The sequence below is a fragment of the Streptomyces nymphaeiformis genome (assembly GCF_014203895.1).
Lineage (GTDB): Bacteria > Actinomycetota > Actinomycetes > Streptomycetales > Streptomycetaceae > Streptomyces > Streptomyces nymphaeiformis.
On sequence record NZ_JACHJY010000010.1, the window covers coordinates 212,414 to 238,023 of the forward strand.

The following is a 25,610-nucleotide window of genomic DNA, read 5'->3' on the forward strand; positions in this document are numbered from 1 at the left end:
AGAGGTTGTCCACAGGTGGCTGTCCACAGGGGTGGCGTGTGCGGGGCCGTTCCGCTTGCATGGACTCGCAAGCAGGGAAGGTCAGTTGGGGAGGGGACGTACATGGCCACGCAAGCAGGTCATTCGCATGCCGGGACACGGGACGAGGGGCGGCCGACGGGGGAGGAGGCCTCGACGGAAGCTCCGGTTGTCGTCGAGGGGCCGAGGGGGGTGCCCTTCCTCGGGAACCTGCCCGCCTTCGGGAAGAACCCCCTCGCGTTCTTCGAGGAGCTGCGGGGGCGGGGTGACTTCGTCCGCTGGCGCTTCGGCGCCAAGCCCTCGCTCTTCATCGCGGACCCCGAAGCCGTCGGCGAGCTCCTCACGGAGGTCGAGCGCACCTTCGACCAGCCCGACCTGGGCATCGCCTTCCGTACGCTCCTGGGCAACGGCGTCATCGTCTCCAAGGGCGCGGACTGGCGGCGCAAGCGGTCCCTCGTGCAGCCCTCCGTCCGCCCGAAGCAGGTCCGCTCCTACGCGGCGACGATGGCCGAGTGCGCCGTCGCCCTCGCCGACCGGTGGAGCGACGGGCAGCGGGTCGACGTCAAGAAGGAGATGGCCGCCCTCACCCAACTCGTCGCCGTCCGCACCATCTTCGGCGTCGACACGGCGGCGGACGCCGAGGCCATCGGGCAGGCCATGGACATCGCGCAGAAGGAGATCGGGGCCGAGTTCAGCGGCATCGGAGCGGTCCTGCCCGACTGGGTCCCCACCCCCGGCCGCGCCCGGATCAAGCGTGCCACCGCCGTCATCGACGCGGAGGTCGCCCGCGTCGTGTCCCAGCACCGGGACGGCGAGACCGAGCGTCCCGACCTGCTCAGCCGTCTGCTCGCCGCAAGGGACGAGACCGGCGCGGCGCTCTCCGACCAGGAGATACGGGACGAGACCGTCACCCTCTACATCGGCGGCCACGAGACGACGAGCTCCACCCTCGTCTGGGCCTGGTACCTGCTCTCCCGCAACCCCCGGGTCCGCGAGGCGCTCACGGACGAGCTCGACCGGGTCCTCGCCGACCACGAGCCCGGCTACGACGACTACGCGTCCCTGACGTACACCCAGGCGGTCATCAAGGAGACCCTCCGGCTGTACCCCACGATCTGGCTGCTCACCGGCCTGGCGAAGGAGGGCGCCACCCTCCGCGGCATGCCCGTGCCCGCCGGCACCCGCGTCTGGTCCAGCCAGTGGGCGACCCACCGCGACCCCCGGTGGTACGGCGACGCCGAGGCCTTCCGCCCCGAGCGGTGGATCGACCAGGAGGGCGAACCGGCCCAGGAGATACCCGAATACGCCTGGTTCCCCTTCGGCGGCGGCCCCCGGGTCTGCCTCGGCACCCGCTTCGCCCTCGTCGAGGCGGTCCTCGTCCTCGCGGTCCTGGCCCGCCGCTACCACCTGGACCTCACGACGGACGAGATCCTCCCGGTCCCCAGCCTCACCCTCCAGCCGGACCGCGACGTCCTCGCCACGGTCCGGGCGCGGAAGTGAGACGCGGCTGACGTTATCGTCGCGGAATGGCTCAAGATCACGAAAAGTTCGACACCGCGATGGCCACCTGGCAGGAATGGCAGGACGCCCCCTGGGGCCGCCTCCGCTACACGCTCGCCGAGGCGAACCTGATGCGCCACCTCGACGAGGGCCCCGGGGGCGGGCCGCTGCGGATCCTCGACCTCGCGGGCGGCGACGGCGGTGACGCGATGCGGCTCGCCGCGCAGGGTCACCACGTCACCGTCGTCGACCTCGCGCCGGCCATGCTGGCCGCGGCGGAGGCGCGGGCCGAGGAGAGGGGGCTGACGGAGCGGGTGACCTGTGTCAGGGCCGATGTGCACGCACTGCCGGCGGAGATCACCGGGGGCGGCTTCGACGTGGTGCTGTGCCACAACCTGCTGCAGTACGTGGACGACGTGCCCGACACCCTGGCGACGGCGCTGGCCCCGCTGAAGGAAGGAGGCTTGTTCTCCGTGATGGCGATCAACCGGCACTCGGCGCCCCTGAACATCGCCGTCCGGGAGCTGGACCCTGCCGCCGCCCTGGCGGCCCTGGATGGCAACCGGCTCCGGAACGAGATGTTCGACTCCGACCTGGCCCTCCACACGGCGGAGGAGATCATCCCGGTCCTGGAGAACCTCGGCTGCCAGGACGTTCGCCACTACGGCATCCGCAGCTTCTGCGACTACCTCACCGACGACGCCCGCAAGTACGACCCGGCGTACTACGCGGACCTGGAACGCCTGGAACTCGCCACGACCGCGCGTGCTCCCTACATGCACACGGCACGACTCTTCCAGCTCACGGCGCGGAAGGGGACGACCGTCTGACGGGCCGTCGGCCCCGTGCGGTCAGCGCCCGGCCGTGGCGAGGGATTCGGCCAGGTGTCGGAGGTCCTCGGCGGTGAGGACGCGGTCGGCGGAGCCGGGGAGGGGGACGTGGAGGAGGGGCGTCCAGCGGGTGGGGATGGCGTCGGGTCCGTACACCGCGCCCGCGAGGGTGCCCGTCACGGCCGCCACCGTGTCGGTGTCGCCGCCGAGGTCGACGGCGGCGGCGAGAGCCTCCTCGAAGGAGCCGGTGGTGCGCAGCGCCCAGACCGCCGAGCCGAGACAGGGCCAGACCGCCCCGTTGAACTCGGTGGCGTCGGACGGCTGCCAGTCGGGGGCGAGGGCGGTCGCCCAGCGCTCGCGGTGTGCGGGGGTCACCTCGGCCAGCGTGGCGGGCACTGCGGCGAGCGGGTCCTCGCCGAGGAGGGCGACCCGGACCAGTTCGTGGAGGATCGCCGTGCCCTCCCAGGCGGCGCCGTCGCCATGCGTCAGGGCGGCGATGCGCCGGGCGGCCTCCATCGTGTGGTCCCGGCCCCGCGTCGCGAAGTAGACGGCCGAGGTCGAGGCCCGCATCAGCGAACCGTTCCCGGCGGCGCGCCCGTTGACCTGGAAGTGAAGCGCGGCCGCGACGTCCCAGGGGTCGCCGCCCAGGAGGACCTGCTCGGTCTGCAGGCCGATGTCCTTGGGGGCGGCAGCCGCCCAGCGCTGGAAGCGGGCGAAGACGTCCGGCAGGTCGAGGCCGCCCCGTTCGAGGAGGGACTCCCCGACGAGGACCGCCATCTGCGTGTCGTCCGTCGCCTCGCCCGGATCCCAGCCCCCGCCCCCGCACAACTCCCCGACGCCGTCGGGGAATCGCTCCCGGAAGACACCGGGCAGGCCGAACTCGAAGGGAGCTCCCAGCGCGTCCCCGACGGCGGAACCCAGTACGGCGCCCACGGCGCGGTCGATGTCCGGCATCCGGTCAGGGTAGACCGAGCGGCCACCTCGCCCCCGCCCCCGCACAACTCCCCGACGCCGTCGGGGAATCGCTCCCGGAAGACACCGGGCAGGCCGAACTCGAAGGGAGCTCCCAGCGCGTCCCCGACGGCGGAACCCAGTACGGCGCCCACGGCGCGGTCGATGTCCGGCATCCGGTCAGGGTAGACCGAGCGGCCACCTCGTCCCCGCGGTGGCCGGTGGTCCGCCCCCAGGACGTCACGCCCGTACGAGCGACGGTTGTTGCTTCCTCCTGGACGTCCAGATCGCGCGGACGGCCAGGAACAGGGGCAGCCCGATCGGCGAGAGGAGGATGGTCACGAGGAGCACCGGGGCCATCAGGAGCGGGGAGATCGAGAGCCGGCGGGACTCGCGGTACATCCACTGGCCGAGGAGGAGGTCCCAGGCGATGACCTGGGCCCAGAGGGCGCCCGCGCCGTTCGCGAGGGCGGTGAGGTCGCGGAAGACGTCGATGTCGGGGCTGCTGACCGCCGCCCACAGTTCGGGCAGGACCGGGGCGGCGAACACCGCCCACAGGGCCAGGATCGGCAGGACGGTCAGCGGTGAGGCCGCGAGCCGTTCTGTGACCCGCCGGCGCGGCGCGAAGATCATCAGCAGCCAGACCGGCGCCGCGAGGAGGAACGTGAGCTCGAAGAGGAAGCCGGTCATGCCGTGACCTTCTCGGTGCGGGAGGGGGAGGTGGTGGTCTTGGGGGTGCGGAGGGACAGCGCCGCTGCCGCCCCGCCCACGAGCACGATCGCGGCCGCGCCCGCCAGCGTCGCGCCGTCCGGTGCGAACAGCGCCTGACCGCGCAGGGCCTGCCAGGTCAGCAGGACGAAGGTCGCCGCGTACGCCGCCGAGGCCGTGAGCGTGAGGCGCAGCCGTACCCGCTCGTCGGCCAGGCGGACCAGGCCCGGGAATCGGGTGGCGAGGGCGGCCAGGGCGATCAGCAGCAGCGGGAGCAGCTGGAGCGCGTGCATGCCGAAGAAGTGCGGGATCCGCAGGTCGCCGCCATTGCTCGCCCAGCCGGTGATCGGCATCGACGGGCCGCCGTCCGGGACGCCGACGCTGTGGGCGCCGACGATCGTCGGGTTGTCGGTGGCCAGCTGTTCCGGCGTCGGACGGACCATCAGGAAGCCGACGGCCGCGCCCGCAAGGGCGATCAGGGAGGACAGTCGGACCGCCCAGGCCATCGCCCGGTCGAGGATCCGGGCGCGGAGCAGGAGCACCGCGATGACCAGGGCGCACAGCCAGAGCACGGCGACGGTGCCGCCCATGATCTGGAAGACGGCGGTGTCGAAGGGGGTGGCCTGGTTGAAGTGGCTCTGGGTGCCGCGGACCACCTGGAGGGTGATCAGCACCATCTCGACGACGCTGGCGACGGTGAGCACCGTCCCGGCCCACCAGCCGGCCCGCCGGCCGCGGGGGAGCAGTGAGAGCATCCAGGCCAGCGAGAGCCCGTAGGCGACGAACGAGACCGAGAACTTGAACGGCTTGGTCCAGATGGGGACGCCGACCAGCATCCGGTCGTCGACGACGATGCCGACGGCGGAGACGACGGCGAGGACGGCCATCGAGGCGGAGAACCAGACCAGGGGGCGGTGAAGCCGGGCCGGTGGCGTGACCGAGGTGTGCGGGCGTGACGAAGACGGTGACGAAGACATACGGATCCCCCCGTGATCTATGGATAGTGGCACTCGCCGCTATCTGATAGCGCCACTATCTATGATGGAGTTGTCGGTCGGCAAGGCCGGAGAGGAATCTGGAAGGTGAACGCGCTGTGCGCATCGGAGAGTTGAGCCGCAGGACCGGGGTGTCGGTGCCGACGATCAAGTTCTACGTACGGGAAGGGCTGCTGCCCGCCGGTGAGCTGACGAGCCCGAACCAGGCTTCGTACGGAGAGACGCACGTGCGGCGGCTCCGCCTGATCCGGGCGCTCCTCGACGTGGGCGGCCTGTCGGTGGCGGCGATCCGGGGCGTGGTGGTCGCGGTCGACGATCCCGAGGAGTCGGTGCACGACGTGCTGGGCGAGGCGACCAAGCCCTTGGTGCCGCGCTACGACCGCGAGCCCGGGGACGGCGTCGAGGAGGCGCGGAAGACGGTCGCCGGGCTGATCGCGGCGCGCGGCTGGCACGCCGACCCGGCCGGACCGGCGGCGGAGGCCCTCGCGGTGACCCTCGTGGCGCTCGCCGATCTCGGGCACGGCCGGTTCGTCGAGGTCCTGGACACGTACGCGGACGCGGCGGAGAAGGTCGCGCGGGCCGACCTGGAGTACGTGGCGCAGCACGTGGCGCGGGAGGAGTTCGTCGAGAGCGCGGTCGTCGGCACGGTCCTCGGCGACGCGATGTTCTCCTCGCTGCGCCGCCTGGCCCACATGGACGCCTCGAACCAGGTCTTCGGCCCGCAGGAGCAGGGCGGGGGAGCGGAGTGACGAAGGGGCCCGGGGCTTTCGCCGCCCCGGGCCCCTCGTCTCAGTTCTCCTGCTCGCGCTCCACCTGGTCGTTCCACTCGCGCTTCATCGCGCGCCAGCCCTCGTCCGTCTTGCCCAGGCGCCAGTAGCCCGAGATCGACAGGCGCTCCCGGGGCACGCCCCGGTCGAGCCGCAGGTGCCGGCGCAGCTCCTTGACGAAGCCCGCCTCGCCGTGGACGAAGGCGTGCACGTCGCCCGCCGGGAAGTCCAGGGTCGTGACCGCCTCGACCAGCGCCTCGCCCGTCGGGCGGTCGCCCCGGTGCAGCCAGGTGACGTCTATGCCCGTCGCCGTGGCCAGCTTCTGCTCCTCGGCCGCGTCCGCGATCTCGATCAGGACGTGCGCCCTGGCCCCCTCGGGCAGCTGCTCCAAGGCCACCGCGATCGCCGGCAGCGCGCTCTCGTCACCGGCGAGCAGGTGCCAGTCCGCCGCGGCGTCCGGCGCGTAGCCGCCGCCGGGGCCGAGGAAGCGCACGGTCTCGCCCGCCCGGGCGCGCGCCGCCCACGGGCCCGCCAGGCCCTCGTCGCCGTGGACCACGAAGTCGATGGTCAGCTCGCGGTGGACCGGGTCCCAGGCCCGCACCGTGTACGTCCGCGTCGTCGGCCACTGCTCCCGGGGGAACTCCGCCCGGATCCGCTCCATGTCGAACGGCTCCGGGTAGGAGACGCCCTCCGGGGCGAAGAGCAGCTTCACGTAGTGGTCGGTGTACGTGTCCGCCGCGAAGCCGTCGAGTCCGGGACCGCCCAGCACGACCCGCACCATGTGCGGGGTGATCCGCTCGGTGTGCACCACACGCGCTTCGGTGGCCTTCGGTGCCTTGCGGGCCGGCTGCTCTGCCACGACGGGCTCTCCTGACTCTGCGTACTTAGGTATGCCTAAGCTAGCATCCCGTGGCAAGTGGGGCCCAGAGCCGCCGGTGAGACCCGCGTGCTCAGCGCTCCAGGACCGGCAGGAGACGGCCCACGGCGCCGCCCAGACCCCAGCGCTTCACCAGCGCCTCCAGGGCCGCCGGATCGCGGGGAGCGGCCGGCAGCGCCGGGTCGAACTCCGGGAGCGGCGCGTCGGCGGCGACCCGCACCACCGTCGGCGCCACGTCCAGGTACGCGGCCGCCTCCACGATCCCGCGCCGCTTCGCCGGCGTCAGCTTCGACGTCCGGTCCTCCGCCGCCGCCCGGACGCCCGCCAGGTCCCCGTACTCCGTGATCAGCTGCGCGGCCGTCTTCTCGCCGATGCCCTTCACCCCGGGCAGCCCGTCGCTGGCGTCCCCGCGCAGTGCCGCGAAGTCGGCGTACTGGTCGGGCCGCACCCCGTACTTCGTCCGGATCAGCTCCGCGTCCACCAGGTCGCAGTCGCCGACGCCCTTGCGCGGGTAGAGCACGCGGATGCCCCGGGCGTCGTCCACCAGCTGGAACAGGTCGCGGTCGCCGGTGACGATGTCCACCGGCCCGCCGGCGCGCGCCGTCAGCGTCCCGATCACGTCGTCCGCCTCGAACCCCGCCGACCCGACCCGCGCGATGCCGAGCGCCGCCAGGACCTCCTCGATCACCGGCACCTGCGGGGACAGGGTGTCGGGGACCTCCTCCTCGTCGGGGCCCGTCTCCGTCTCCACGGCCACCCGGTGCGCCTTGTACGAGGGGATCAGGTCGACCCGCCACTGCGGCCGCCAGTCCTCGTCCCAGCAGGCCACCAGATCGTCGGGGCGGTGGTCCTGGACGAGCCGGGTGATGAAGTCGAGCAGCCCGCGCACGGCGTTCACCGGGGTGCCGTCCGGCGCCCGGACGGAGTCCGGCACGCCGAAGTACGCGCGGAAGTAGAGGCTGGCGGTGTCGAGGAGCATCAGGCGTCGCGTCACACCCCCGATCATGCCGCACCCCACCGACAGTGCCCTCCGGGCGACAGGCCGTCGCGCGCTCCCCACCTCGGACCCGCCCGCGTGACCCCCGTCACCTTTGCGTTTGCAGCCTGTGAAGCCGGGCAGGCGCGAGCCCGGAGCGGAACCCGGTACGGAATTCAACGAAAAGGAATCCCGTACGCGACGGGCTCGCGGGCCGATCCCGCCCGCTCCACGGCCCAGCCGCGCGGGGGTGGTGGGGCCGTTCTTCATTGCTACCCGTGAGGTGTATGTGTCCAGGCTCCAGGCCGACCATCTGTACAAGGTGTTCGGCAGACGACCCGACGAAGCCGTCCGCCGGCTCGCCGACGGTGCCGACCGCGACGAGCTGCGCGCCGAAGGGACGACCGCCGCGGTCGTCGACGCCGGCTTCACCGTCGACCCCGGTCAGATCTTCGTCGTGATGGGCCTGTCCGGCTCCGGGAAGTCCACCCTCCTCCGCATGCTCAACGGCCTGCTGGAACCCACCGCGGGGCGCGTCCTCTACGACGGCAACGACCTCACCGCGCTCTCCCCCCGCGAGCTGCGCGAGGTCCGCTCCACCAAGATCAGCATGGTCTTCCAGCACTTCGCGCTCTTCCCGCACCGAAACGTCCTGGAGAACGCCGCCTACGGCCTGGAGGTCCAGGGCGTGCCCCGCGCCGAGCGCGAGACCCGCGCCGCCGAGGCCCTCGAACTCTGCGGTCTCGCCGGCTGGGAGAAGTCCTGGCCCGACGAGCTCTCCGGCGGCATGCAGCAGCGCGTCGGCCTCGCCCGCGCCCTCGCCACCGACGCCGACCTGCTCCTGATGGACGAGTCCTTCAGCGCGCTCGACCCGCTGATCCGCCGCGACATGCAGGACCAGCTCCTCGTGCTCCAGCAGCGCCTGAAGAAGACCATCGTCTTCATCACCCACGACCTCAACGAGGCCATGCGCCTCGGCGACCGGATCGCCGTCATGCGCGACGGCAGGATCGTCCAGCTCGGCACCGCCGAGGACATCCTCGTCCGCCCCGCCGACGACTACGTCGCCTCCTTCATCCAGGACGTCGACCGCTCCCGGGTGCTCACCGCCGCCGCCGTCATGACCGCGCCCACCGGGCCCGTCGCCCCGGACGCCCCGGCCGTCGGCCCCGACACCCTCCTCGCCGACCTCTGCGCCCTCGCCGCCGAGGGCCCGCACCCGGTGGTCGTCCAGGACTCCGGCGGCTCCGCCCTCGGAGTCGTACGGAAGGAAAAGCTTCTCGCCGTGCTGGGCGGACTGGCGTCCCAGGAGGTGACCGCCCATGCCTAGGCTCCCCCTCGGCCAGTGGGTCGACAGCTCCGTCGACTGGCTCCAGGCCCAGTTCTCCTGGCTCTTCGACGCCGTCAGCACCGGCGTCACCGGCCTCTACGACGGCATCGACGCCGTCCTGTCCGCGCCCCAGCCGCTGCTCTTCGCCGGCATCCTCGCCGTCGTCGCCTGGTGGCTGCGTGGACTCGCCGCCGGTGTCCTGGCCTTCGCGGGCTTCGTGCTCGTCGACTCGGTCCAGCTGTGGGACGAGGCCATGGCGACGCTCTCCCTCGTCCTCGTCTCCACCCTCGTCACCCTGGTGATCGCCGTCCCTCTCGGCATCTGGGCGGCCCGCTCGAAGACCGTCAGCGCCGTCCTGCGGCCCGTCCTCGACTTCATGCAGACCATGCCGGCGATGGTCTACCTCATCCCCGGCATCATCTTCTTCGGCGTCGGCGTGGTCCCCGGCATCATCGCCACCATCGTCTTCGCGCTGCCCCCGGGCGTGCGCATGACCGAGCTGGGCATCCGCCAGGTCGACGGCGAACTCGTCGAGGCCGCCGAGGCGTTCGGCACCACCCCGCGCAACACGCTGCTGCGCGTGCAGCTGCCGCTCGCCCTGCCGACCATCATGGCGGGCGTCAACCAGGTCATCATGCTCGGCCTCTCCATGGTCGTCATCGCCGGCATGGTCGGCGGCGGCGGGCTCGGCGGCGCCGTCTACCGCGCCATCGGCAACGTCGACATCGGCCTCGGCTTCGAGGCCGGCGTCTCCATCGTCGTCCTCGCCATGTACCTGGACCGGATGACCGGCGCGCTCGGCCGCCAGGTCTCCCCGCTGGGGCGCCGCGCCGCCGCCAAGGCCCGCGCCGCGCTCGGCGCGAAGCGGGTCGGCGCGAAGCTGTGGGCCCACCGCCCGCAGCCCGTCACCGCCCTCGTCGGCGTCGTCGTCCTCGCCCTCGCCGCCGGCGGCATGGGCTTCCTCGGCGGCTCCGGCGGCGCGACCTCCACCACCGCCTCCGGTACGAACGGCGGCCACGGCAAGAAGGTCAGCATCGGCTACATCCCCTGGGACGAGGGCATCGCCTCCACGTACCTCTGGAAGGAGCTCCTGGAGCGCCGCGGCTACGAGGTCGAGACCAAGCAGCTGGAGGCCGGCGCCCTCTACACCGGCCTCGCGGGCGGGCAGCTCGACTTCCAGACCGACGCCTGGCTCCCCGTCACCCACGCCCAGTACTGGAAGAAGTACCAGAACAAGCTGGAGGACCTCGGCTCCTGGTACGGCCCCACCTCCCTGGAGCTCTCCGTCCCCTCGTACGTGAAGGGCGTCGACTCCCTCGCCGACCTCAAGGGGAAGGCCGGGCAGTTCAAGGGCCGCATCGTCGGCATCGAGCCCAGCGCCGGAATGATGGGCATCCTCAAGGACAAGGTCCTCAAGGAGTACGGCCTGGAGGGCGAGTACAAGGTCGTCGACGGCTCCACGCCCGGCATGCTGGCCGAGCTGAAGCGGGCGTACGACCGCAAGGAACCCGTCGTCGTCACCCTCTGGTCCCCGCACTGGGCCTACTCCGCCCACGACCTGAAGAAGCTCAAGGACCCCAAGGGCTCCTGGGGCGAGGGCGACGGCGTCCACACCCTCGCCCGCAAGGGATTCGCCGCGGAGAACCCCGAGGTCGGCGCCTGGCTGAAGAACTTCTCGCTGACCGAGAAGCAGCTCACGGACCTCGAGGCCGTCATCCAGGAGACCGGCAAGGGCAAGGAGCAGCAGGCCGTCCGCACCTGGCTGGACCGGAACCCGGGCCTCGCGGAGAAGCTCACCCCACAGTGACCCGTCTCTTCCTCACTGGCTGAAAAGGGGTGGTCGCCGAACGTGTTCGGCGACCACCCCTTTTCGTCACGACGCGAAACCCCGACCCAAAGCTGCGTAAGGTTCAGGTAACCGACCGGTACGAGCAGAGGGAGGGAGTCGACATGGACGAGAAGGAAGCACCCCGCGTGGGCGCGGCCGTCAAGAGGCGCCGCAGAGCGCTCCAGCTGACCCTGGCCGTCGTCGCCTCCCGCAGTGGCCTCTCCGTGCCCTTCCTCAGCCAGGTCGAGAACGAGCGCGCCCGCCCCAGCCGCCGCTCCCTCGAACTCGTCGCCGAGGCCCTGGAGACCACCGCCGGCGAACTCCTCGCCGCCGCCGAGGCCTCCCGCACGGTCGACGTCGTACGGGCCGGGGAGCGCACCCCGGGCATGCCCCCGGGCGTCCGCGCGCTGGTCCGCGGCCGCCACCAGCTGCACGCCCTGGAGTTCACCGGCGAGCAGGACGCGGGGCGCGAGTTCCAGCACCGGAACGACGAACTCCTCTACGTGGCCGACGGCGCCGCCGAGGTCGAGGCCGAGGGCCGCGCCCACCGGCTCGGCCGCGGCGACACGTTGTACCTCTCCGGCGGGGTACGGCACCGCTGGCGCGCCACCGAGCCCGGCACCCGCCTCCTCGTCGTCGCCATCGGGGACCACGTCGAGGCCGAGGTGGAATGACGGCCGTCCGGGGGACCGTGCGGAGGGTCGTCTCCCTCGTGCCGTCCCTCACCGAGACCGTCGCCGTGACCGCGCCCGGCCTCCTCGTCGGCGCGACGGACTGGTGCAGTCACCCCGCGGGGCTCGACGTCGCCCGCGTCGGCGGCACGAAGAACCCCGACGTCGCGGCGATCACCGCGCTCCGGCCGGACCTCGTCCTCGCCAACGAGGAGGAGAACCGCGCCCCCGACCTCGACGCGCTGAGGGCGGCGGGACTCGACGTCCTCGTCACGGAGATCCGCACCCTCGACCAGGCCTTCCGGGAACTGGAACGGGTCCTGGCGGCGTGCGGGGCGCCTGCGAGGCCCCGGTGGCTGGTGGAGGCGGAGGAGGCCTGGGCGGCGGTGGAACCGGTGGGACCGGTCGCCTCCGGCGGGCCGGTGGGGCCGATCGGTGCTGCGGGGCCGCCGGGGGCGACCGGCGCCGTGGGGCTGCCGGGGTCGGCCGGCGCCGTGGGGCTGCCGGGGTCGACTGGCGCCGTGGGGTCGTTGAGGTCGGTCGCCTCCGCCGGACCGCGGGGGCCCGTCACCGGCGTCGTGCCGCGGGGGCCCGTCACCGGCGTCGTGCCGCCGGGGCCCGTCACCGCCGTCGTGCCGATCTGGCGGCGGCCCTGGATGGTGCTCGGGTGTGACACCTTCGCGGGTGATCTGCTCGCCCGCCTCGGCGTGCGGAATCTGTACGACGACCACCCCGAGCGCTATCCCCGGCTCCCGCTCGACGAGCTCCGCGCCGCGCGCCCCGACCTCGTCGTCCTGCCCGACGAGCCCTACCGCTTCACGCGCGACGACGGCCCCGAGGCCTTCCCCGGGACAGCCGCCGCCCTCGTCGACGGGCGCATGCTCACGTGGTACGGGCCGTCACTGGCCGAGGCGCCGCGGGTGCTGTCCCGGGCGCTGCGAGCAGCGCACCGCTGAACAGCCCGCGCAGGGTGTGGAAACCGGCCACCAGCCAGGCCGCCACGAGGAGCGCGTACAGGCCGATCGCCAGCCATCGGAAGGCGTCCAGACCGGTGTGCAGGGCCAGTCCCTCGGCGCCGGTCACACACGTGCCGACCGGGAAGGTGAACGCCCAGAAGGTCATCGCGAAGCCCATGCCCCGCCGCCGCGCCCGCAGCACCATCGCCCCGGCGAGCGCCAGCCACAGCAGCGCGAAGCCCGTCACGGGCACCCCGTAGAGGACGGCGAAGGCGGCGAAGCCGTGGGCGTACGGGGCGGGCAGCACGCCCGCGGCCGTGTCGGCGAACTTGTTCGCGGCGGTCGTCGACTGGCCCAGCGGGCCGAGGACCAGGAAGAGGGTCGGGGTCAGCGCGAGCGGCAGCGGGCCGCCGGTGACGAGCCGTCCGAAGACCAGCGGCAGCATGACCAGGGTGGCGAGCAGGCTGACGCCGAACAGCGCGTAGCAGCCGATCAGCAGGGTCTGCTGGGCCTGTCCGGCGGGCAGATGGGGCACGAGCAGCGGGCCGAGCGCGGCGGAGACCATGGGGGCGACGACCGGCAGCAGCCACACCGGGGAGGCGCCCTCGATCTTGTGGTGCACCACCATGAGGTACGGGATGCCCACCGCCGCCGCCAGGCCGATCACCGTTCCGGCGGTGAACAGGACGGTGTCGAGGGCGACGGCCGCCGGGAGCCCGATCCAGTCGCGGCCCACGATCACCGCCCCGCCGCCGACCGCGAGCAGCGCCATCGACAGACAGCCGTAGAACGGCGCCGTCGCCGGGTCCATCAGATGGGCGCGGGCCTGGTCCCGGTGGCGGGCCCAGTGCGTGGCGCGGGCGGCGAGGAGGGTGAGCAGCATCGCGAGCGACAGGGCCCAGACGGCGGCGCAGGCCGTGCGGAGACCGGGGACGTCGAGGGGGAGGGCGGCGCCGGCGTTGGCGACGATGGCCGTGCCCATCACGGAGGCGTACCAGTTGGGTCCGAGGTGGCGGACGGAGCGGGTCGCCCGGGCGCCGGGGGTGGTGGCGCGAAGAGCGGGGACGGAAGGTGCGAGGCTTGCCATGTGTCGATCGTTTCGCGCCGGAACGGCCCCCACCAGGGACGTTGTGGCTATGAGGCCATAAGCTGACCTTATGAGCAGCGAGCCGGGCGCGACGCCCACCCCCCTCCTCCACCGGGGCCTCTCCCACCGGGTGCCCGACCTCGGCGCGCTCGAACTGCTCCTCGCCGTCGCCCGGCACGGCAGCCTCGGCGCGGCGGCCCGCGAGGTCGGGATCACCCAGCCCGCGGCCAGCAGCCGCATCCGCTCGATGGAGCGGCAGCTCGGCGTGGCCCTCCTCGACCGTTCGCCGCGCGGCTCCCGGCTCACCGACGCGGGCGCGCTCGTCACCGACTGGGCGCGGCGGATCGTGGAGGCCGCGGAGGCCTTCGACGCGGGCGCGCAGGCGCTGCGCGGGCGGCGGGACTCGCGGCTGCGGGTGGCCGCGTCGATGACGATCGCCGAGTACCTGCTGCCGGGCTGGCTGATCGCGCTGCACGCGGAGCGCCCCGACACCGCGGTGTCGCTGCAGGCCGGGAACTCCGCCGCCGTCGCCGAACGCCTCTTCTCCGGCGAGGCGGACGTCGGCTTCGTCGAGGGGCTCGCCGTGCCGGACGGCCTCGACGGGGTCGTCGTCGCCCATGACCGGCTCGCGCTCGTCGCCGCGCCCTCGCACCCGTGGGCCCGGCGCCGCAGCCCGCTCGACCCGGCGGAGCTCGCCGCGACCCCGCTGGTCCTGCGGGAACGCGGCTCGGGCACCCGTCAGGTCCTCGACGCGGCGCTCTCCGCGCACGGGGGGCTCGCGCAGCCGCTCCTCGAACTCGCCTCCACGACCGCGGTGAAGGCGGCGGCGGTGAGCGGCGCCGGGCCCGCCGTCCTGAGCGAGCTCGCGATCACGGAGGAGCTGGCGTCGCGCCGCCTGGTCGCCATCCCGGTGAAGGGGGTCCTCCTCCGCCGGGACCTCCGCGCGGTCTGGCCGGCGGGCCACCGCCCCTCGGGCCCGGCGCGGGACCTGCTGTCGCTGACGCGGGGGTAGGCGCGGGGCGGTGTCCCGTCAGAGATCGGCCGCCCGGAACGTCACCCGGCCCGACACCGTCGTCAGGCGGACCGGGACGTCCGGGAGGTCCGTCGACGGGGTCGTCAGGGGGTCCGCCGCGAGGGCCGTCAGGTCGGCGCGGTAGCCCATGGCCAGACGGCCCGCCTCGTGCTCCTCGCCCGCCGCGTACGCCGCCGCCGTCGTGATCCCCCGCAGTGCCTCCAGCGGCGTCAGCGCCTGCTCCGGGCCGTGCGGCGCCTGGCCGAGGTCACGGCTCGGGCGCCGGTGCCGGGCCCCGGCCATCACGCCCAGCGGCGGGAACGGCGCGATCGGCCAGTCCGAGCCGAGGACGACCGTGGCCCCCGACTCCGACAGGTCCCGGCAGCGCCATGCGCGCGCGGCGCGCTCCTCGCCGAGGCGCCGCGACCAGTTGTCGGTGTGGTCGGCGCGGGTGAAGTCGCAGCAGTGCGTCGGCTGCATCGACGCCAGGACGCCCAACTCCGCGAAGCGGCGCAGCGTGTCGTCCGGCACCGTCTCGATGTGCTCGACCCGGTGCCGTACCGCACCGCCGCCGTCCCCGCCCGCCCGCGCCTTCTCGACGGAGTCGAGCACGTGCCGTACGGCCGCGTCGCCGATCGCGTGCGTCGCCGTCGGCACACCCGCCCGGTGCAGCTCCCCGATGATCCGGGTGTACGCCTCGGGGTCCGGCCAGAACGCGTGCGTGGACTCGCCGTGGCAGTCCGGCCGCTCCAGCCACGCCGTGCCGTTGTCGATCGTCCCGTCCATGAACAGCTTCACGCCCGCGACCCGCCACAACTCCCCGCCCAAGCCCTGCTGCTCGATCAGCGCGCGCACGCCGTCGGCGTCGGTGCCCGGCTGGCACCAGGGCGCGACCCGGAGCCGCAGCGGCAGCTCGCCGGCCGCGTCGAGCTCGCCGTACAGGGCGAGGCTGTCCCCGTTGGCGTCCATGGCGTGGCCGCCGGTGAGACCCGCCGCCGCCATGCCCCGCAGCGTCTCCGCGAGCCGTTCCCGGCTCTCCTCGCGCGTGGGCCGGGGGGCCACCCGCTCGACCAGCTCGCAGGCCGCGTCCTCCTGGAGCAGTCCGGTCGGGCGCCCGTCGGCGTCGCAGACGACCTCGGCGGAGGCCTGGTCGAAGGTGCGGGGGCCGTCGACCCCGGCGAGTTCGAGGGCCCGGCGGCTGGCCAGGGCCGAGTGGGCGTCGAAGAGCAGCAGGAAGGCCGGGATCCCGTCGAGCACCGCGTCGAAGGGGGCGATGCCGACGGGCCGGTCGCCGAAGACGTTCGGGTCCAGGCCCCAGCCGAACAGCCACTGGCCGCGGTCGAGGTTCCGCACCTCGCGGGCCAGCGCCTCCCGCACGTCGTCGAGGTCGGCGCAGTACGACAGGTCGAGGCCGTGGGTGAGTTCGGCGCCGGTCACCGGGTGCAGGTGGCCGTCGACGAAGCCCGGGGTGACGACGGCCCCCTTGAGGTCGACGACGGTGCTCGCCGGACCGGCCAGCGCCCGGATCTCGCGGTCGTCGCCCAGGGCGGAGATCCGGCCGTCGTCGGAGACGGCGAGCGCCGTCTCCGGCAGGAACGCCCCCGTGCCGGGGTCGAGCAGACGGGCGGAGTGCAGGACGAGTCGGGTGCGCACGGGTGGCTCCAGGGGAAGTGCGAAGGGCGGGAGGGGTGGTGGGGTCGGTGGGCGCGGCCGGTTCGGCCGAAACTGCCGGTTCGGTCGGAACTGCCGGTTCGGCCGAAACGGCCGGTTCGGTCGGAACTGCCGGTTCGGCCGAAACAGCCGGTTCGGCCGAAACAGCCGGCTCGGTCGGACCGGCTCGCTCGGTCGGACCGGTTCGCTCGGACCGGCTCGCTCGGCTAGGCCGGTCCAGCCGGTCCAGCCGGTCCAGCCGGTTCGGTCGGAACTGCCGGTTCGGTCGGCCGGAACGGCTCGCTCGTCTAGGCCTAGCTGGTCGGTCCCGCCGGTGCGGCTGGACCGGTCGGTCAGGCCGAGTTGGTCGGTTCAGTCGGCTCGGCGAGCTGGGCCGGTCCTGTCGAATCGGCCGGATCCGTCGACTCGGCCGGATCCGTCGGCCCGGCCTGTCCGGTCGGCGCGACCAGCTCCGCCGGTAGCCGTACCTCCGTCAAAGCCCCGTACCGCAGACCGAGTTCCCGTTCCGCCGTCGTCACCGCCATCCGCGTCACCGCCTCCGGTCGGTCGCTCCGGTCGGTGTTGGCGTGGGCGCCGAGGCCGTCGACGACCACCAGGATCTGGATGGCCGCCGCGCGCGGGTCGTCCGTGCGGAACTCGCCCCGTTCGACGCCCTCGCGGATGAGGTCCGAGAGGCGGTCGTCGGAGGCGAGCTCCTGTTCGGCGACCCGGTCGCGGAGCACGGGCCGGTAGCGGCTGAGGTGCCGGGCGTTGATCCACAGGCGGCTGATGTCGTCGTACGCCTCTCCGCCCGAGAGGGCGAAGTAGCGCGCGAGGTACTGCGTCGGGGACCCGTGCGGGCGGTCGGCGGGCAGCAGGGCGTCGAGCTCTCCGGTGGCGGCGACGCTGAACGCCTCGGCGACCAGATCCTCCGCCGACGGGAAGTAGTGGCTGATCAGACCGGGTCGTACGGCGAGCTCCTCGGCGATGCGCCGGAGCGTGACGCACTCCAGGCCCTCGGTGAGGGCGACGCGGGCCGCGGTCTCGACGATCTCCGCCCTCCGGGCCTCGGGCGTTTTCCGAATTCTCTTGCGCTGGACGCTTGACGGCATACCGGCGATGCTATTGAGTGTGCGACCAATAAGCAACCAGGTGGGCACATACGCATCCGGAGGGCCGCATGGCTTCCACGATTCCCGACCCCGGCGCCGCCCGCGCCGAGGCCACCACGCCGGCCGACGACCGGCCCGGCCGCATCGAAGCCCACGGCATCGATCACATCTCCGACGCGGAGCGCCACGGCAACCCCCGCGAACTGTTCGCCGTGTGGGCAGCCGCCAGCGTCAACTACCTCAGCCTCGTCGTCGGCGGAGCCCTGGTCCTCATGGGCCTGTCCCTCTGGCAGTCGCTCGCCGTGATCGTCGTCGGCAACCTCTTCAGCGTGCTCACCGGCCTGGTCGCCACTCCGGGCCCGGCCGCGGGCGCGCCCAGCGAGGTCATCACCCGCGCCCTGTACGGCGTCATCGGCAACCGCGTGAACAACGCGATCGGCGGCTGGCTCGTCTCCGTCTGCTACTTCGCCCTCAACCTGGCCGCCGCCGCGACCGCCGCCTTCGCCCTGGTCGAGAAGGTCGGCATCACGGCGGACACCCCGGTGAAGATCGTCGTCGTCGTGGTCATCGCCGCGCTCACCCTCGGCATCAGCGTGTACGGGCACGGCCTGATCATCAAGCTGTACCTGCCGATCACGCTGGCCCTGGCCGGCGCCTTCACCGTCGTCGCGCTGGCGGTCTTCAAGCACGCCGACTTCTCGTACGTCCCCGCCGAGCGGCTGACCGGCACGGACCTGTGGGCCGTGCTCGTCGCGGGCACGGCGATGGTCGCCTCGGGCCCGCTCTCGTACACCACGAGCGCCGACTTCTCCCGCTACCTGCCCCGCACGGCCTCCCCGAAGGCCGTCGCCGGCTGGACCGCCCTCGGCTCGTTCATCCCGAGCGTCGTCGTCTGCGCGCTCGGCGCGTTCGCCGCGACGGCCGTCGACATGACCGACCCTCAGAACGCGCTCCAGGGGATCCTGCCCGGCTGGTTCGTCCCGGTGTTCCTGCTGGCCCTGGTCCTGGGCACGATCTCCATCAACGCCCTGACCGCCTACAGCGCGGGCCTCGCCCTCCAGGCCGTCGGCCTGCGCATCCGCCGGACCGTCAGCGTCCTCTTCGACGGCACCGTCGCGGTCGGCCTCACCCTCTACGGGCTGCTGGTCTCCAACTTCCTCGACACCGTCAGCAACGCCCTGCAGATGATCACCGTCCTGATCGGCCCGCTGATGGCCGTCTTCGCGACGGACGTCGTGCTGCGCCGCAACCGGTACGACGGCGTCGCACTCTCGGACGAGACCCCCGGCAGCACCTTCTGGTTCACCGGCGGCGTCAACTGGGCGGGGGCCGGCTCCCTCGTGGCGGGCGTGGTCGCTGCCGCCCTCTGCGTGAACACCCTCTACACCGGCCCGGTCGCCGCCGCCCTCGGCGGCATCGACCTCTCCCTGCCGGTCGGCATGGTGGTCTCCAGCGTGCTGTACGTGGTGCTGGGGCGCCGCGCGGTCGAGGCGACCGCCGCCGCCCGCTGAGCCGCGGGGCGGCCGGTGCCCACCCCGGCCGCCCCGCACCCCCTTCCGGTCCCGCGCCTCTCCCCGGCGCGCCACCGGGCCGCCCCGATCCCTTCCCGCTCGCCTTCTAGCGAGCCGACGCCGCCTCCACCAGCCCCCGCATCACGCGCAGGTCCTCGCCCATCTCCGGGTGCCACTGGACTCCGAGCGCCCAGGCCGGTGCGGCCAGTTCCACCGCCTCCACCGTGCCGTCCTCCGCGTGGGCGGAGGGCGTGAGCCCCGCGCCGAGCCGGTCCACGGCCTGGTGGTGGTAGGTCGGGACCTCGGTGAGCTCGGGCACCAGCGAGGCGTACCGCGTGCCCGGCACCGGCTTCACCGCGTGCCGGCCGATCACCCCGACCGCCTCCACGTGCCCGTCCAGGTGCTGGATCAGCGTCCCGCCGAGGGCCACGTTCAGGAGCTGCATGCCCCGGCAGATGCCGAGCAGCGGGGTGCCGGAGGCCAGGGCCGCGTCGATCAGGGCCAGCTCCCAGGTGTCCCGGGCGCGGGCCGGCGGGCCGGTCCGGGGGTCGGGCTCGGCCCCGTACCGTACGGGCTCGACGTCCGCCCCGCCCGCGACGACGAGCCCGTCGAGCCGGGCCAGGACCGCCGCCGCGTCCTCGGGTCCGCCCGGCGGGAGCATCACCGGGAGCCCGCCGCCGTCCCGTACGAGGCGCGGGTACTGCGCCGGGAGCAGCGCGGCGGGCATGTCCCACACGCCCCAGCGCGCCTGGTCCAGGTAGGTGGTCACGCCGATGAGCGGCTTGGTCACGGAACTTCCTCCAGGAAGAGAAGGGACATCAGTCGCGTTCGAGTTCGGCCTCGGCCGCGGCGAGCGCCGCGAACTCCTCCTCGGGCGCCCTGGCCACCAGATGGTGCCGACTGTAGAACGCGAAGTAGGCGAGGGCGATCACGTACACCCCCAGCGCCATGAACGCCGCCGTCCGGTCCACCAGGAAGGTCGCGACGAGTGCCGAGAGGGCCAGGACGAAGGCCACCGACGAGGTCACGATCCCGCCGGGCGTGCGGTACGGCCGGTGAAGCCCCGGCTCGCGGCGGCGGAGCACGATGTGGGAGAGCGCCATCAGGGCGTACGAGATGGTGGCGCCGAACACCGCGATGTTCAGCATCCGCGCCCCGTTCCCGGTCCCCGCGGCGAGCGCGAAGCCGATCGCGCCCGGGATGAGGAGTCCCAGGTACGGCGACTTGCGGCGGCTGGTCAGGGAGAGGAACCGGGGCAGGTAGCCCGCCCGGGAGAGGGCGAACAGCTGGCGCGAACCGGCGTAGATGAGGGAGAAGAAGGAGGCGACGAGGCCCGCGAGGCCCGCGTAGTTCACGAAGCGGCTGAGCGCCGTCGGCTCCCCGTCGCCCTGGAGCGCCACGACCAGCGGATTGCCCGCCTCCTGCACGGCGGCCGCGCCCCGCGCCCCGGTGGCGGCGAAGAAGGTCATGACGGCGAGCAGCACGAGGATCCCCATGGAGAGCGCGAGCGCCCTCGGCATCGACCGCACCGGGTCCTTCGCCTCCTCGGCGGCCAGCGGCACGCCCTCGACGCCGAGGAAGAACCACATGCCGAAGGGGAACGCCGCCCAGATCCCGAGCAGCCCGAACGGCAGCCAGGAGTTCGCGCCGAAGGCCCCGCCGTCGACCGGGATGTCGTTCAGGCCGTCCACGTGGAAGTCGGTGAACGCGCCGAGCGCGAAGACGACCAGGGCCGTGACCGCGATCGCCGTCACGATCAGGCTGAAACGCAGCGCCTCGCCCACGCCCCACAGGTGGATCCCGATGAAGATCGCGAAGCAGGCCAGGTAGACCGGCCAGCCGGACTCCAGGCCGAAGAGGCCGAGGGACGTCACGTAGTCGCCGATGAAGATGGAGATCGCGGCGGGGGCCAGGATGTACTCGATGAGGATCGCGGTGCCGGTGAGGAAGCCGCCCCAGGTGCCGAGCGCACGGCGGGCGAAGCCGTAGCCGCCGCCCGCGGTGGGCAGGATGGCGGACAGCTCGGCGAGCGCGAAGACCAGACAGGCGTACATCGCGCCCATCAGGACGGTGGCGACGGCGAGCCCGCCGAAGCCGCCCTTCGACAGGCCGATGTTCCAGCCGGAGTAGTCCCCGGACACGACGTAGGCCACGCCGAGGCCCGTGAGCAGCAGCCAGCCGGCGCTGCCGCGGCGCAGGGCCCGGCGTTCGAGGTAGTCGTCCTTCGACGGCGTGGTGTCTTCGAGCGTCATGGCAGCGTCAGCTCCCCGCAACGGGCCCAATGGATTGGAGCCATACCTTTGCGGTGGCCGACGGGGGAGCGCAACCCCCGTGCGTTACTTTCGGGTTACGCGGGAAGCCATGCCCGGGTCACGTCGGGGCCCCGTCCGGCCCTCACGTCAGGAAGCCCCGCAGCAGCGCCGCCGTGCCCGCGCAGTGCTCCCGCATCACCTCGCGCGCCGCGTCCGCGTCCCCGTCGAGGACCGCCTCCACCAGGGCCGTGTGCTGGTGCTGGGAGTGCTCCAGATTGCGTACGAGCAGGGGGATGCAGTCCAGGAGGTCGTTCACCGTCGCGCGCACGGCGGCGTACTGGGCCGTCAGCGTCGGCGAGCCGGAGAGCTCCGCGAGCGTGAGGTGGAGCAGGGTGTCCTGGCGGCGGTAATCGGCCAGCGGGGCGTCATGGGTCGCCGCGACGGCCGTCCGCAGCCGCTCGGCGCCCGCCGCGTCGAGGCCGTGGGCCGCGCAGAGCCCGGCAGCCCCCACTTCCAGGACCTCACGGAAGCGCAGGGTGTCCTCCATGTCGACCGTGGCGATCCGGCGGCGCAGCTCGTCCTCGTCGGCCGTCTGGACCCGGGGCAGCACGAACGTCCCGCCGTACCTGCCCCGCCGGCTCTCCACGAGCCCCTGCTCCTGGAGGACCTTCAGGACCTCGCGCAGGGTCACCCGGCTGATCCCCATCCGGTCGGCGAGCTCCCGCTCGGCGGGCAGCCGCTCCCCGCCGGGCACCAGCCCGAGCCGTACCACCTGGAGGATCTGCTCCAGGGCCTCCTCGAAGCCGTTGCCCGCCCGCACCGGCCGCAGCACGGGCGTCAGCCGGTCCGCCGATTCACTCGTACTGGCCACGTTCTCGTTTCCCCTTCTCCAGCACTTCCCAAGCAATGGTCTTCCGCAATACCTTATGGCTCCCGGCAGGCCGAAGGAGGAGCAATCCCGTGGCAGACCGCACACCCCCGCTCACCGTCGAGGAGCTGCGCGCCCTCGTCGCGAGCGGCGAGATCGACACCGTCGTCCTGGCCTTCCCCGACATGCAGGGACGCCTCCAGGGCAAGCGGTTCGCCGCACCGTTCTTCCTGGACGAGGTCCTCGGCCACGGCACCGAGGGCTGCAACTACCTCCTCGCCGTCGACACCGAGATGAACACCGTCGACGGCTACGAGATGTCCTCCTGGGACCGCGGCTACGGCGACTTCGCGATGCACCCCGACCTCACCACCCTCCGCCGCCTCCCCTGGAACGACGCCACCGCCATGGTGACGGCCGACCTCGCCTGGGCCGACGGCACCCCGGTCGTCGCCGCGCCCCGCCAGATCCTCCGCCGCCAGCTGGAGCGCCTCGCGGAGCTCGGCCTCACCGCGCACGTCGGCACCGAGCTCGAGTTCATCGTCTTCAAGGACAGCTACGAGCAGGCCTGGGACGCGAACTACCGCGGCCTCACCCCGGCCAACCAGTACAACATCGACTACTCCGTCCTCGGTACCGGACGCATCGAACCGCTCCTGCGCCGCATCCGCAACGAGATGACCGGCGCCGGACTCACCGTCGAGTCAGCCAAGGGCGAGTGCAACCCCGGCCAGCACGAGATCGCCTTCAAGTACGACGAGGCCCTCGTCACCTGCGACCAGCACGCCGTCTACAAGACGGGCGCCAAGGAGATCGCCGCCCAGGAGGGCTACTCGCTCACCTTCATGGCGAAGTACAACGAGCGCGAGGGCAACTCCTGCCACATCCACCTCTCGCTCCAGGACGCCGACGGCCGCAACGTCATGGCCGGCGACGACCCGCAGGGCATGTCCGAGACCATGCGGCACTTCCTCGCCGGACAGCTCGCCGCCCTCCGCGACTTCTCCCTCCTCTACGCCCCGAACATCAACTCCTACAAGCGGTTCCAGCCCGGCTCCTTCGCGCCCACCGCCGTCGCCTGGGGCCACGACAACCGCACCTGCGCCCTCCGCGTCGTCGGCCACGGCCGCTCCACCCGCTTCGAGAACCGCCTCCCCGGCGGCGACGTCAACCCCCACCTCGCCGTCGCCGGCCTGGTCGCCGCCGGCCTGTACGGCATCGAGCAGCGCCTCGAACTGCCCGCGCCCTGCACCGGGAACGCGTACACCGGCGAGTACGCGCACGTCCCGACCACCCTGCGCGAGGCCGCCGAACTCTGGGAGACCAGCGAGATCGCCAAGGCCGCCTTCGGCGCCGAGGTCGTCGCCCACTACCGCAACATGGCCCGCGTCGAACTCGACGCCTTCGACGCCGCGGTGACCGACTGGGAGCTGCGCCGCTCCTTCGAACGCCACTGAGCCCCTTCGAGTCACTGAAAGGAACGCGTTGCTCCAGGTACTGAACCCGGCGACCGAGGAACTCGTCGCCACCGTCCCCGCCGCCACCCCCGCTGCCGTCGACGCCGCCGTCGCCCGCGCCACCGCCGCCCAGCGCGGCTGGGCCGCCGCCGCGCCCGCCGACCGGGCCCGGCTGCTCCGCCGCTTCGCCGCCGTCGTCGACGACCACGTCGAGGAACTGGCCCGCCTGGAGGTCACCGAGGCCGGCCACACCATCGGCAACGCCCGCTGGGAGGCCGGCAACGTCCGCGACCTGCTCGACTTCGCCGCCGGGGGAGTGGAGCGCCTCAACGGCCGCCAGATCCCGGTGGCCGGCGGCCTCGACATCACGATCCTCGAACCGCTCGGCGTCGTCGGTGTCATCGCCCCCTGGAACTTCCCGATGCCGATCGCCGCCTGGGCCACCGCACCCGCCCTCGCCGCCGGCAACGCCGTCCTCCTCAAGCCGGCCGAGACCACCCCGCTCACCGCGCTCCGCCTCGCCGAACTCGCCCTGGAGGCGGGCCTGCCCGAAGGCCTCTTCCAGGTCCTCCCCGGCACCGGCCCCGTCGCCGGGAACGCCCTCGTCGAGCACCCCGGCATCGCCAAGATCGTCTTCACCGGCTCCACCCGGGTCGGAAAGTCGATCATGGCGAAGTGCGCCGACCAGGTGAAGCGGGTCACCCTCGAACTCGGCGGCAAGAGCCCCAACATCGTCTTCGCCGACGCGGACCTGGAGGCGGCCGCCGCCGCGGCGCCGATGTCCTTCCTCGACAACAGCGGCCAGGACTGCTGCGCCCGCACCCGCATCCTCGTCCAGCGGAGCGCGTACGACCGCTTCCTGGAGCTCCTCACCCCCGCCATCGAGGAGATCGTCGTCGGCGACCCCTCCGACGAGCGCACCCAGATGGGCCCGCTCATCTCCCGCGCCCAGCTCGACCGCGTCCGCTCCTACGTCACCGACGATCTCGAAGGGATCCGGGGCAAGGCGCCCGAGGGCCCCGGCTTCTGGTTCCCGCCGACCGTCCTCACCGGCGTCCCCGAGAACGCCCCCTGCGCCGTCGAGGAGATCTTCGGACCCGTCGCCGTCGTCCTCCCCTTCGAGGACGAGGCCGACGCGATCCGCCTCGCCAACGCCACCGAGTACGGCCTGTCCGGCTCCCTCTGGACCCGTGACGTCGGCCGCGCCCTGCGCGCCTCCCGCGCCGTCCGGGCCGGCAACCTCTCCGTCAACTCCCACTCCAGCGTCCGCTACTGGACCCCGTTCGGCGGCTACCAGCAGTCCGGCCTCGGCCGTGAACTCGGCCCCGACGCCCTGACCGCCTTCACCGAAACCAAGAACGTCTTCATCAGCACGGAGGGCCCCGCACTGTGAGCAACGAGATCATCTGCCGCCGCCTCGTCGGCCGTACCGCCGTCATCACCGGAGCCGGCAGCGGCATCGGCCTCGCCACCGCCCGCCGCCTCGCCTCCGAAGGCGCCAACGTCGTCTGCGGCGACATCGACGAGACCGCCGGCAAGGCGGCCGCGGAGGAGGTCGGCGGCACCTTCGTGCAGGTCGACGTCACGGACCCGGAGGAGGTCGAGAACCTCTTCAAGGTCGCCTTCGACACGTACGGCTCCGTCGACATCGCCTTCAACAACGCCGGCATCTCGCCCCCCGACGACGACTCCATCCTGGAGACCGGCCTGGAGGCCTGGAAGCGGGTCCAGGACGTCAACCTCACGTCCGTCTACCTCTGCTGCAAGGCCGCCCTGCCCTACATGCGCCGCCAGGGCAAGGGCTCCATCATCAACACCGCCTCCTTCGTCGCCATCATGGGCGCCGCGACCAGCCAGATCTCGTACACCGCGTCCAAGGGCGGCGTCCTCGCCATGTCCCGCGAGCTGGGCGTCCAGTTCGCCCGCGAGGGCATCCGCGTCAACGCCCTCTGCCCCGGGCCGGTCAACACCCCCCTCCTCCAGGAGCTGTTCGCCAAGGACCCCGAGCGGGCCGCGCGCCGCCTCGTCCACATCCCCGTCGGCCGCTTCGCCGAGGCCGAGGAGATCGCCGCCGCCGTCGCCTTCCTCGCGAGCGACGACTCCTCCTTCGTCAACGCCAGCGACTTCCTCGTCGACGGCGGCATCTCCGGGGCGTACGTGACCCCGCTCTAGGCCTCACCGCCGCCACCCCGTATCCCCCCACCCGACAGCCGGGCGTCGCGAGGCGCCCGGCTGTCGTGCGTATCCCCCAGGC

The 25,610-nt window shown here is 73.0% G+C and carries 23 protein-coding genes and 1 pseudogene; 12 read left to right on the plus strand and 12 right to left on the minus strand.

Going from position 1 to position 25,610, the window contains the following annotated elements; genetic code table 11:
• Nucleotides 1-102 precede the first annotated feature (102 nt).
• Complete coding sequence (locus GGE06_RS32005) at nt 103-1,518, plus strand: cytochrome P450 (protein ID WP_181924673.1); 1,416 nt, start codon at nt 103-105, stop codon at nt 1,516-1,518.
• 26 nt (nt 1,519-1,544) lie between these two features.
• Nucleotides 1,545-2,348, plus strand: coding sequence for a methyltransferase domain-containing protein (locus tag GGE06_RS32010; protein WP_116161902.1), 804 nt, complete (start codon nt 1,545-1,547; stop codon nt 2,346-2,348).
• Between the two features lie 21 nt (nt 2,349-2,369).
• On the opposite strand, the gene GGE06_RS32015 is transcribed toward GGE06_RS32010, so the two are convergent.
• The 4 genes and pseudogenes from GGE06_RS32015 to GGE06_RS32025 all read right to left on the minus strand — a co-directional run bounded on the left by GGE06_RS32015 (nt 2,370) and on the right by GGE06_RS32025 (nt 4,894).
• Nucleotides 2,370-3,302 (minus strand): ADP-ribosylglycohydrolase family protein, encoded by a 933-nt coding sequence (locus GGE06_RS32015; protein WP_116161903.1) that lies wholly within the window; start codon nt 3,300-3,302, stop codon nt 2,370-2,372.
• An 89-nt stretch (nt 3,303-3,391) separates the two neighbouring features.
• Nucleotides 3,392-3,475 (minus strand): annotated as a pseudogene (locus GGE06_RS44290) (ADP-ribosylglycohydrolase family protein); the annotation flags it as partial.
• Between the two features lie 64 nt (nt 3,476-3,539).
• Entirely contained in the window at nt 3,540-3,989 is a 450-nt protein-coding gene (locus tag GGE06_RS32020) for an ABA4-like family protein (protein WP_184932447.1), read from the minus strand.
• Nucleotides 3,986-4,894 (minus strand): hypothetical protein, encoded by a 909-nt coding sequence (locus GGE06_RS32025; RefSeq protein WP_184932533.1) that lies wholly within the window; start codon nt 4,892-4,894, stop codon nt 3,986-3,988. The genes GGE06_RS32020 and GGE06_RS32025 overlap by 4 nt, the downstream gene beginning before the upstream one ends.
• Before the next feature lie 206 nt (nt 4,895-5,100).
• Here GGE06_RS32025 and GGE06_RS32030 point away from each other — a divergent pair, with 206 nt between their 5' ends.
• Nucleotides 5,101-5,751: a MerR family transcriptional regulator gene (locus tag GGE06_RS32030; RefSeq protein ID WP_116161906.1), complete on the plus strand. Its 651-nt coding sequence runs from the start codon at nt 5,101-5,103 to the stop codon at nt 5,749-5,751.
• A gap of 40 nt (nt 5,752-5,791) precedes the next feature.
• On the opposite strand, the gene GGE06_RS32035 is transcribed toward GGE06_RS32030, so the two are convergent.
• Both GGE06_RS32035 and GGE06_RS32040 read right to left on the minus strand, forming a co-directional pair.
• The gene (locus GGE06_RS32035; RefSeq protein ID WP_116161907.1) at nt 5,792-6,628 is read right to left on the minus strand and encodes a siderophore-interacting protein; all 837 of its coding nucleotides are present in this window, start codon (nt 6,626-6,628) and stop codon (nt 5,792-5,794) included.
• A 91-nt stretch (nt 6,629-6,719) separates the two neighbouring features.
• Nucleotides 6,720-7,652 (minus strand): 5'-3' exonuclease, encoded by a 933-nt coding sequence (locus tag GGE06_RS32040; RefSeq protein ID WP_184932448.1) that lies wholly within the window; start codon nt 7,650-7,652, stop codon nt 6,720-6,722.
• Between the two features lie 253 nt (nt 7,653-7,905).
• Here GGE06_RS32040 and GGE06_RS32045 point away from each other — a divergent pair, with 253 nt between their 5' ends.
• From GGE06_RS32045 to GGE06_RS32060, 4 genes are all read left to right on the plus strand, one after another.
• Nucleotides 7,906-8,952 carry a quaternary amine ABC transporter ATP-binding protein gene (locus GGE06_RS32045; RefSeq protein ID WP_181924674.1) on the plus strand — a complete coding sequence of 349 codons (1,047 nt, stop codon included), beginning with the start codon at nt 7,906-7,908 and terminating at the stop codon, nt 8,950-8,952.
• Nucleotides 8,945-10,759, plus strand: a complete 1,815-nt coding sequence (locus GGE06_RS32050) for an ABC transporter permease/substrate binding protein (protein ID WP_116161909.1) — start codon at nt 8,945-8,947, stop codon at nt 10,757-10,759. Before GGE06_RS32045 ends, GGE06_RS32050 begins: the two co-directional genes overlap by 8 nt.
• 143 nt (nt 10,760-10,902) lie before the next feature.
• Nucleotides 10,903-11,454 carry a helix-turn-helix domain-containing protein gene (locus GGE06_RS32055; protein ID WP_116161910.1) on the plus strand — a complete coding sequence of 184 codons (552 nt, stop codon included), beginning with the start codon at nt 10,903-10,905 and terminating at the stop codon, nt 11,452-11,454.
• A complete protein-coding gene (locus GGE06_RS32060; RefSeq protein WP_184932449.1) occupies nt 11,451-12,407 on the plus strand; it encodes a helical backbone metal receptor in 957 nt (318 codons plus the stop codon). Before GGE06_RS32055 ends, GGE06_RS32060 begins: the two co-directional genes overlap by 4 nt.
• On the opposite strand, the gene GGE06_RS32065 is transcribed toward GGE06_RS32060, so the two are convergent.
• Complete coding sequence (locus GGE06_RS32065) at nt 12,334-13,494, minus strand: TDT family transporter (protein ID WP_184932450.1); 1,161 nt, start codon at nt 13,492-13,494, stop codon at nt 12,334-12,336. The two genes, GGE06_RS32060 and GGE06_RS32065, sit on opposite strands and share 74 nt — an antisense overlap.
• A gap of 70 nt (nt 13,495-13,564) precedes the next feature.
• On the opposite strand from GGE06_RS32065, the gene GGE06_RS32070 reads away from it, so the two are divergent.
• The gene (locus GGE06_RS32070) at nt 13,565-14,506 is read left to right on the plus strand and encodes a LysR family transcriptional regulator (protein ID WP_116161913.1); all 942 of its coding nucleotides are present in this window, start codon (nt 13,565-13,567) and stop codon (nt 14,504-14,506) included.
• Nucleotides 14,507-14,524: 18 nt separating this feature from the next.
• Here GGE06_RS32070 and GGE06_RS32075 read toward each other — a convergent pair whose 3' ends face one another.
• Together GGE06_RS32075 and GGE06_RS32080 are read right to left on the minus strand one after the other, a co-directional pair.
• Nucleotides 14,525-16,159 carry an amidohydrolase gene (locus GGE06_RS32075; RefSeq protein WP_184932451.1) on the minus strand — a complete coding sequence of 545 codons (1,635 nt, stop codon included), beginning with the start codon at nt 16,157-16,159 and terminating at the stop codon, nt 14,525-14,527.
• A 350-nt stretch (nt 16,160-16,509) separates the two neighbouring features.
• On the minus strand, nt 16,510-17,268 hold the full coding sequence (locus GGE06_RS32080; RefSeq protein ID WP_184932453.1) for a TetR/AcrR family transcriptional regulator: 759 nt from the start codon (nt 17,266-17,268) through the stop codon (nt 16,510-16,512).
• Between the two features lie 68 nt (nt 17,269-17,336).
• Here GGE06_RS32080 and GGE06_RS32085 point away from each other — a divergent pair, with 68 nt between their 5' ends.
• The gene (locus tag GGE06_RS32085; RefSeq protein WP_184932454.1) at nt 17,337-18,779 is read left to right on the plus strand and encodes a purine-cytosine permease family protein; all 1,443 of its coding nucleotides are present in this window, start codon (nt 17,337-17,339) and stop codon (nt 18,777-18,779) included.
• A 106-nt stretch (nt 18,780-18,885) separates the two neighbouring features.
• Here the strand turns inward: GGE06_RS32085 and GGE06_RS32090 are convergent, their stop codons facing one another.
• The 3 genes from GGE06_RS32090 to GGE06_RS32100 form a co-directional block, all read right to left on the minus strand.
• The gene (locus GGE06_RS32090; protein ID WP_116161917.1) at nt 18,886-19,569 is read right to left on the minus strand and encodes a gamma-glutamyl-gamma-aminobutyrate hydrolase family protein; all 684 of its coding nucleotides are present in this window, start codon (nt 19,567-19,569) and stop codon (nt 18,886-18,888) included.
• A 28-nt stretch (nt 19,570-19,597) separates the two neighbouring features.
• Nucleotides 19,598-21,031 (minus strand): ethanolamine permease, encoded by a 1,434-nt coding sequence (gene eat / locus GGE06_RS32095; protein WP_116161918.1) that lies wholly within the window; start codon nt 21,029-21,031, stop codon nt 19,598-19,600.
• Between the two features lie 142 nt (nt 21,032-21,173).
• Nucleotides 21,174-21,902 (minus strand): FadR/GntR family transcriptional regulator, encoded by a 729-nt coding sequence (locus GGE06_RS32100; protein WP_116161919.1) that lies wholly within the window; start codon nt 21,900-21,902, stop codon nt 21,174-21,176.
• 89 nt (nt 21,903-21,991) lie between these two features.
• Here GGE06_RS32100 and GGE06_RS32105 point away from each other — a divergent pair, with 89 nt between their 5' ends.
• Genes GGE06_RS32105 through GGE06_RS32115 form a run of 3 tightly spaced genes read left to right on the plus strand, consistent with a single transcriptional unit; the run spans nt 21,992 to nt 25,528 of the window.
• Nucleotides 21,992-23,356 carry a glutamine synthetase family protein gene (locus GGE06_RS32105; protein WP_184932456.1) on the plus strand — a complete coding sequence of 455 codons (1,365 nt, stop codon included), beginning with the start codon at nt 21,992-21,994 and terminating at the stop codon, nt 23,354-23,356.
• Between the two features lie 28 nt (nt 23,357-23,384).
• On the plus strand, nt 23,385-24,749 hold the full coding sequence (locus GGE06_RS32110; protein ID WP_184932457.1) for an aldehyde dehydrogenase family protein: 1,365 nt from the start codon (nt 23,385-23,387) through the stop codon (nt 24,747-24,749).
• Nucleotides 24,746-25,528 (plus strand): 3-oxoacyl-ACP reductase, encoded by a 783-nt coding sequence (locus GGE06_RS32115; RefSeq protein ID WP_093876989.1) that lies wholly within the window; start codon nt 24,746-24,748, stop codon nt 25,526-25,528. Before GGE06_RS32110 ends, GGE06_RS32115 begins: the two co-directional genes overlap by 4 nt.
• The last annotated feature ends 82 nt before the right edge of the window (nt 25,529-25,610 follow it).

Bases quoted from the DNA above. Each gene is read 5' to 3' on its own strand.
- GGE06_RS32005 (WP_181924673.1), top strand. From the start codon at position 103: ATGGCCACGCAAGCAGGTCATTCGCATGCCGGGACACGGGACGAGGGG.
- GGE06_RS32010 (WP_116161902.1), top strand. From the start codon at position 1,545: ATGGCTCAAGATCACGAAAAGTTCGACACCGCGATGGCCACCTGGCAG.
- GGE06_RS32015 (WP_116161903.1), bottom strand. From the start codon at position 3,302: ATGCCGGACATCGACCGCGCCGTGGGCGCCGTACTGGGTTCCGCCGTC.
- GGE06_RS32020 (WP_184932447.1), bottom strand. From the start codon at position 3,989: ATGACCGGCTTCCTCTTCGAGCTCACGTTCCTCCTCGCGGCGCCGGTC.
- GGE06_RS32025 (WP_184932533.1), bottom strand. From the start codon at position 4,894: ATGGCCGTCCTCGCCGTCGTCTCCGCCGTCGGCATCGTCGTCGACGAC.
- GGE06_RS32040 (WP_184932448.1), bottom strand. From the start codon at position 7,652: ATGATCGGGGGTGTGACGCGACGCCTGATGCTCCTCGACACCGCCAGC.
- GGE06_RS32050 (WP_116161909.1), top strand. From the start codon at position 8,945: ATGCCTAGGCTCCCCCTCGGCCAGTGGGTCGACAGCTCCGTCGACTGG.
- GGE06_RS32055 (WP_116161910.1), top strand. From the start codon at position 10,903: ATGGACGAGAAGGAAGCACCCCGCGTGGGCGCGGCCGTCAAGAGGCGC.
- GGE06_RS32060 (WP_184932449.1), top strand. From the start codon at position 11,451: ATGACGGCCGTCCGGGGGACCGTGCGGAGGGTCGTCTCCCTCGTGCCG.
- GGE06_RS32065 (WP_184932450.1), bottom strand. From the start codon at position 13,494: ATGGCAAGCCTCGCACCTTCCGTCCCCGCTCTTCGCGCCACCACCCCC.
- GGE06_RS32070 (WP_116161913.1), top strand. From the start codon at position 13,565: ATGAGCAGCGAGCCGGGCGCGACGCCCACCCCCCTCCTCCACCGGGGC.
- GGE06_RS32080 (WP_184932453.1), bottom strand. From the start codon at position 17,268: ATGCCGTCAAGCGTCCAGCGCAAGAGAATTCGGAAAACGCCCGAGGCC.
- GGE06_RS32085 (WP_184932454.1), top strand. From the start codon at position 17,337: ATGGCTTCCACGATTCCCGACCCCGGCGCCGCCCGCGCCGAGGCCACC.
- eat (WP_116161918.1), bottom strand. From the start codon at position 21,031: ATGACGCTCGAAGACACCACGCCGTCGAAGGACGACTACCTCGAACGC.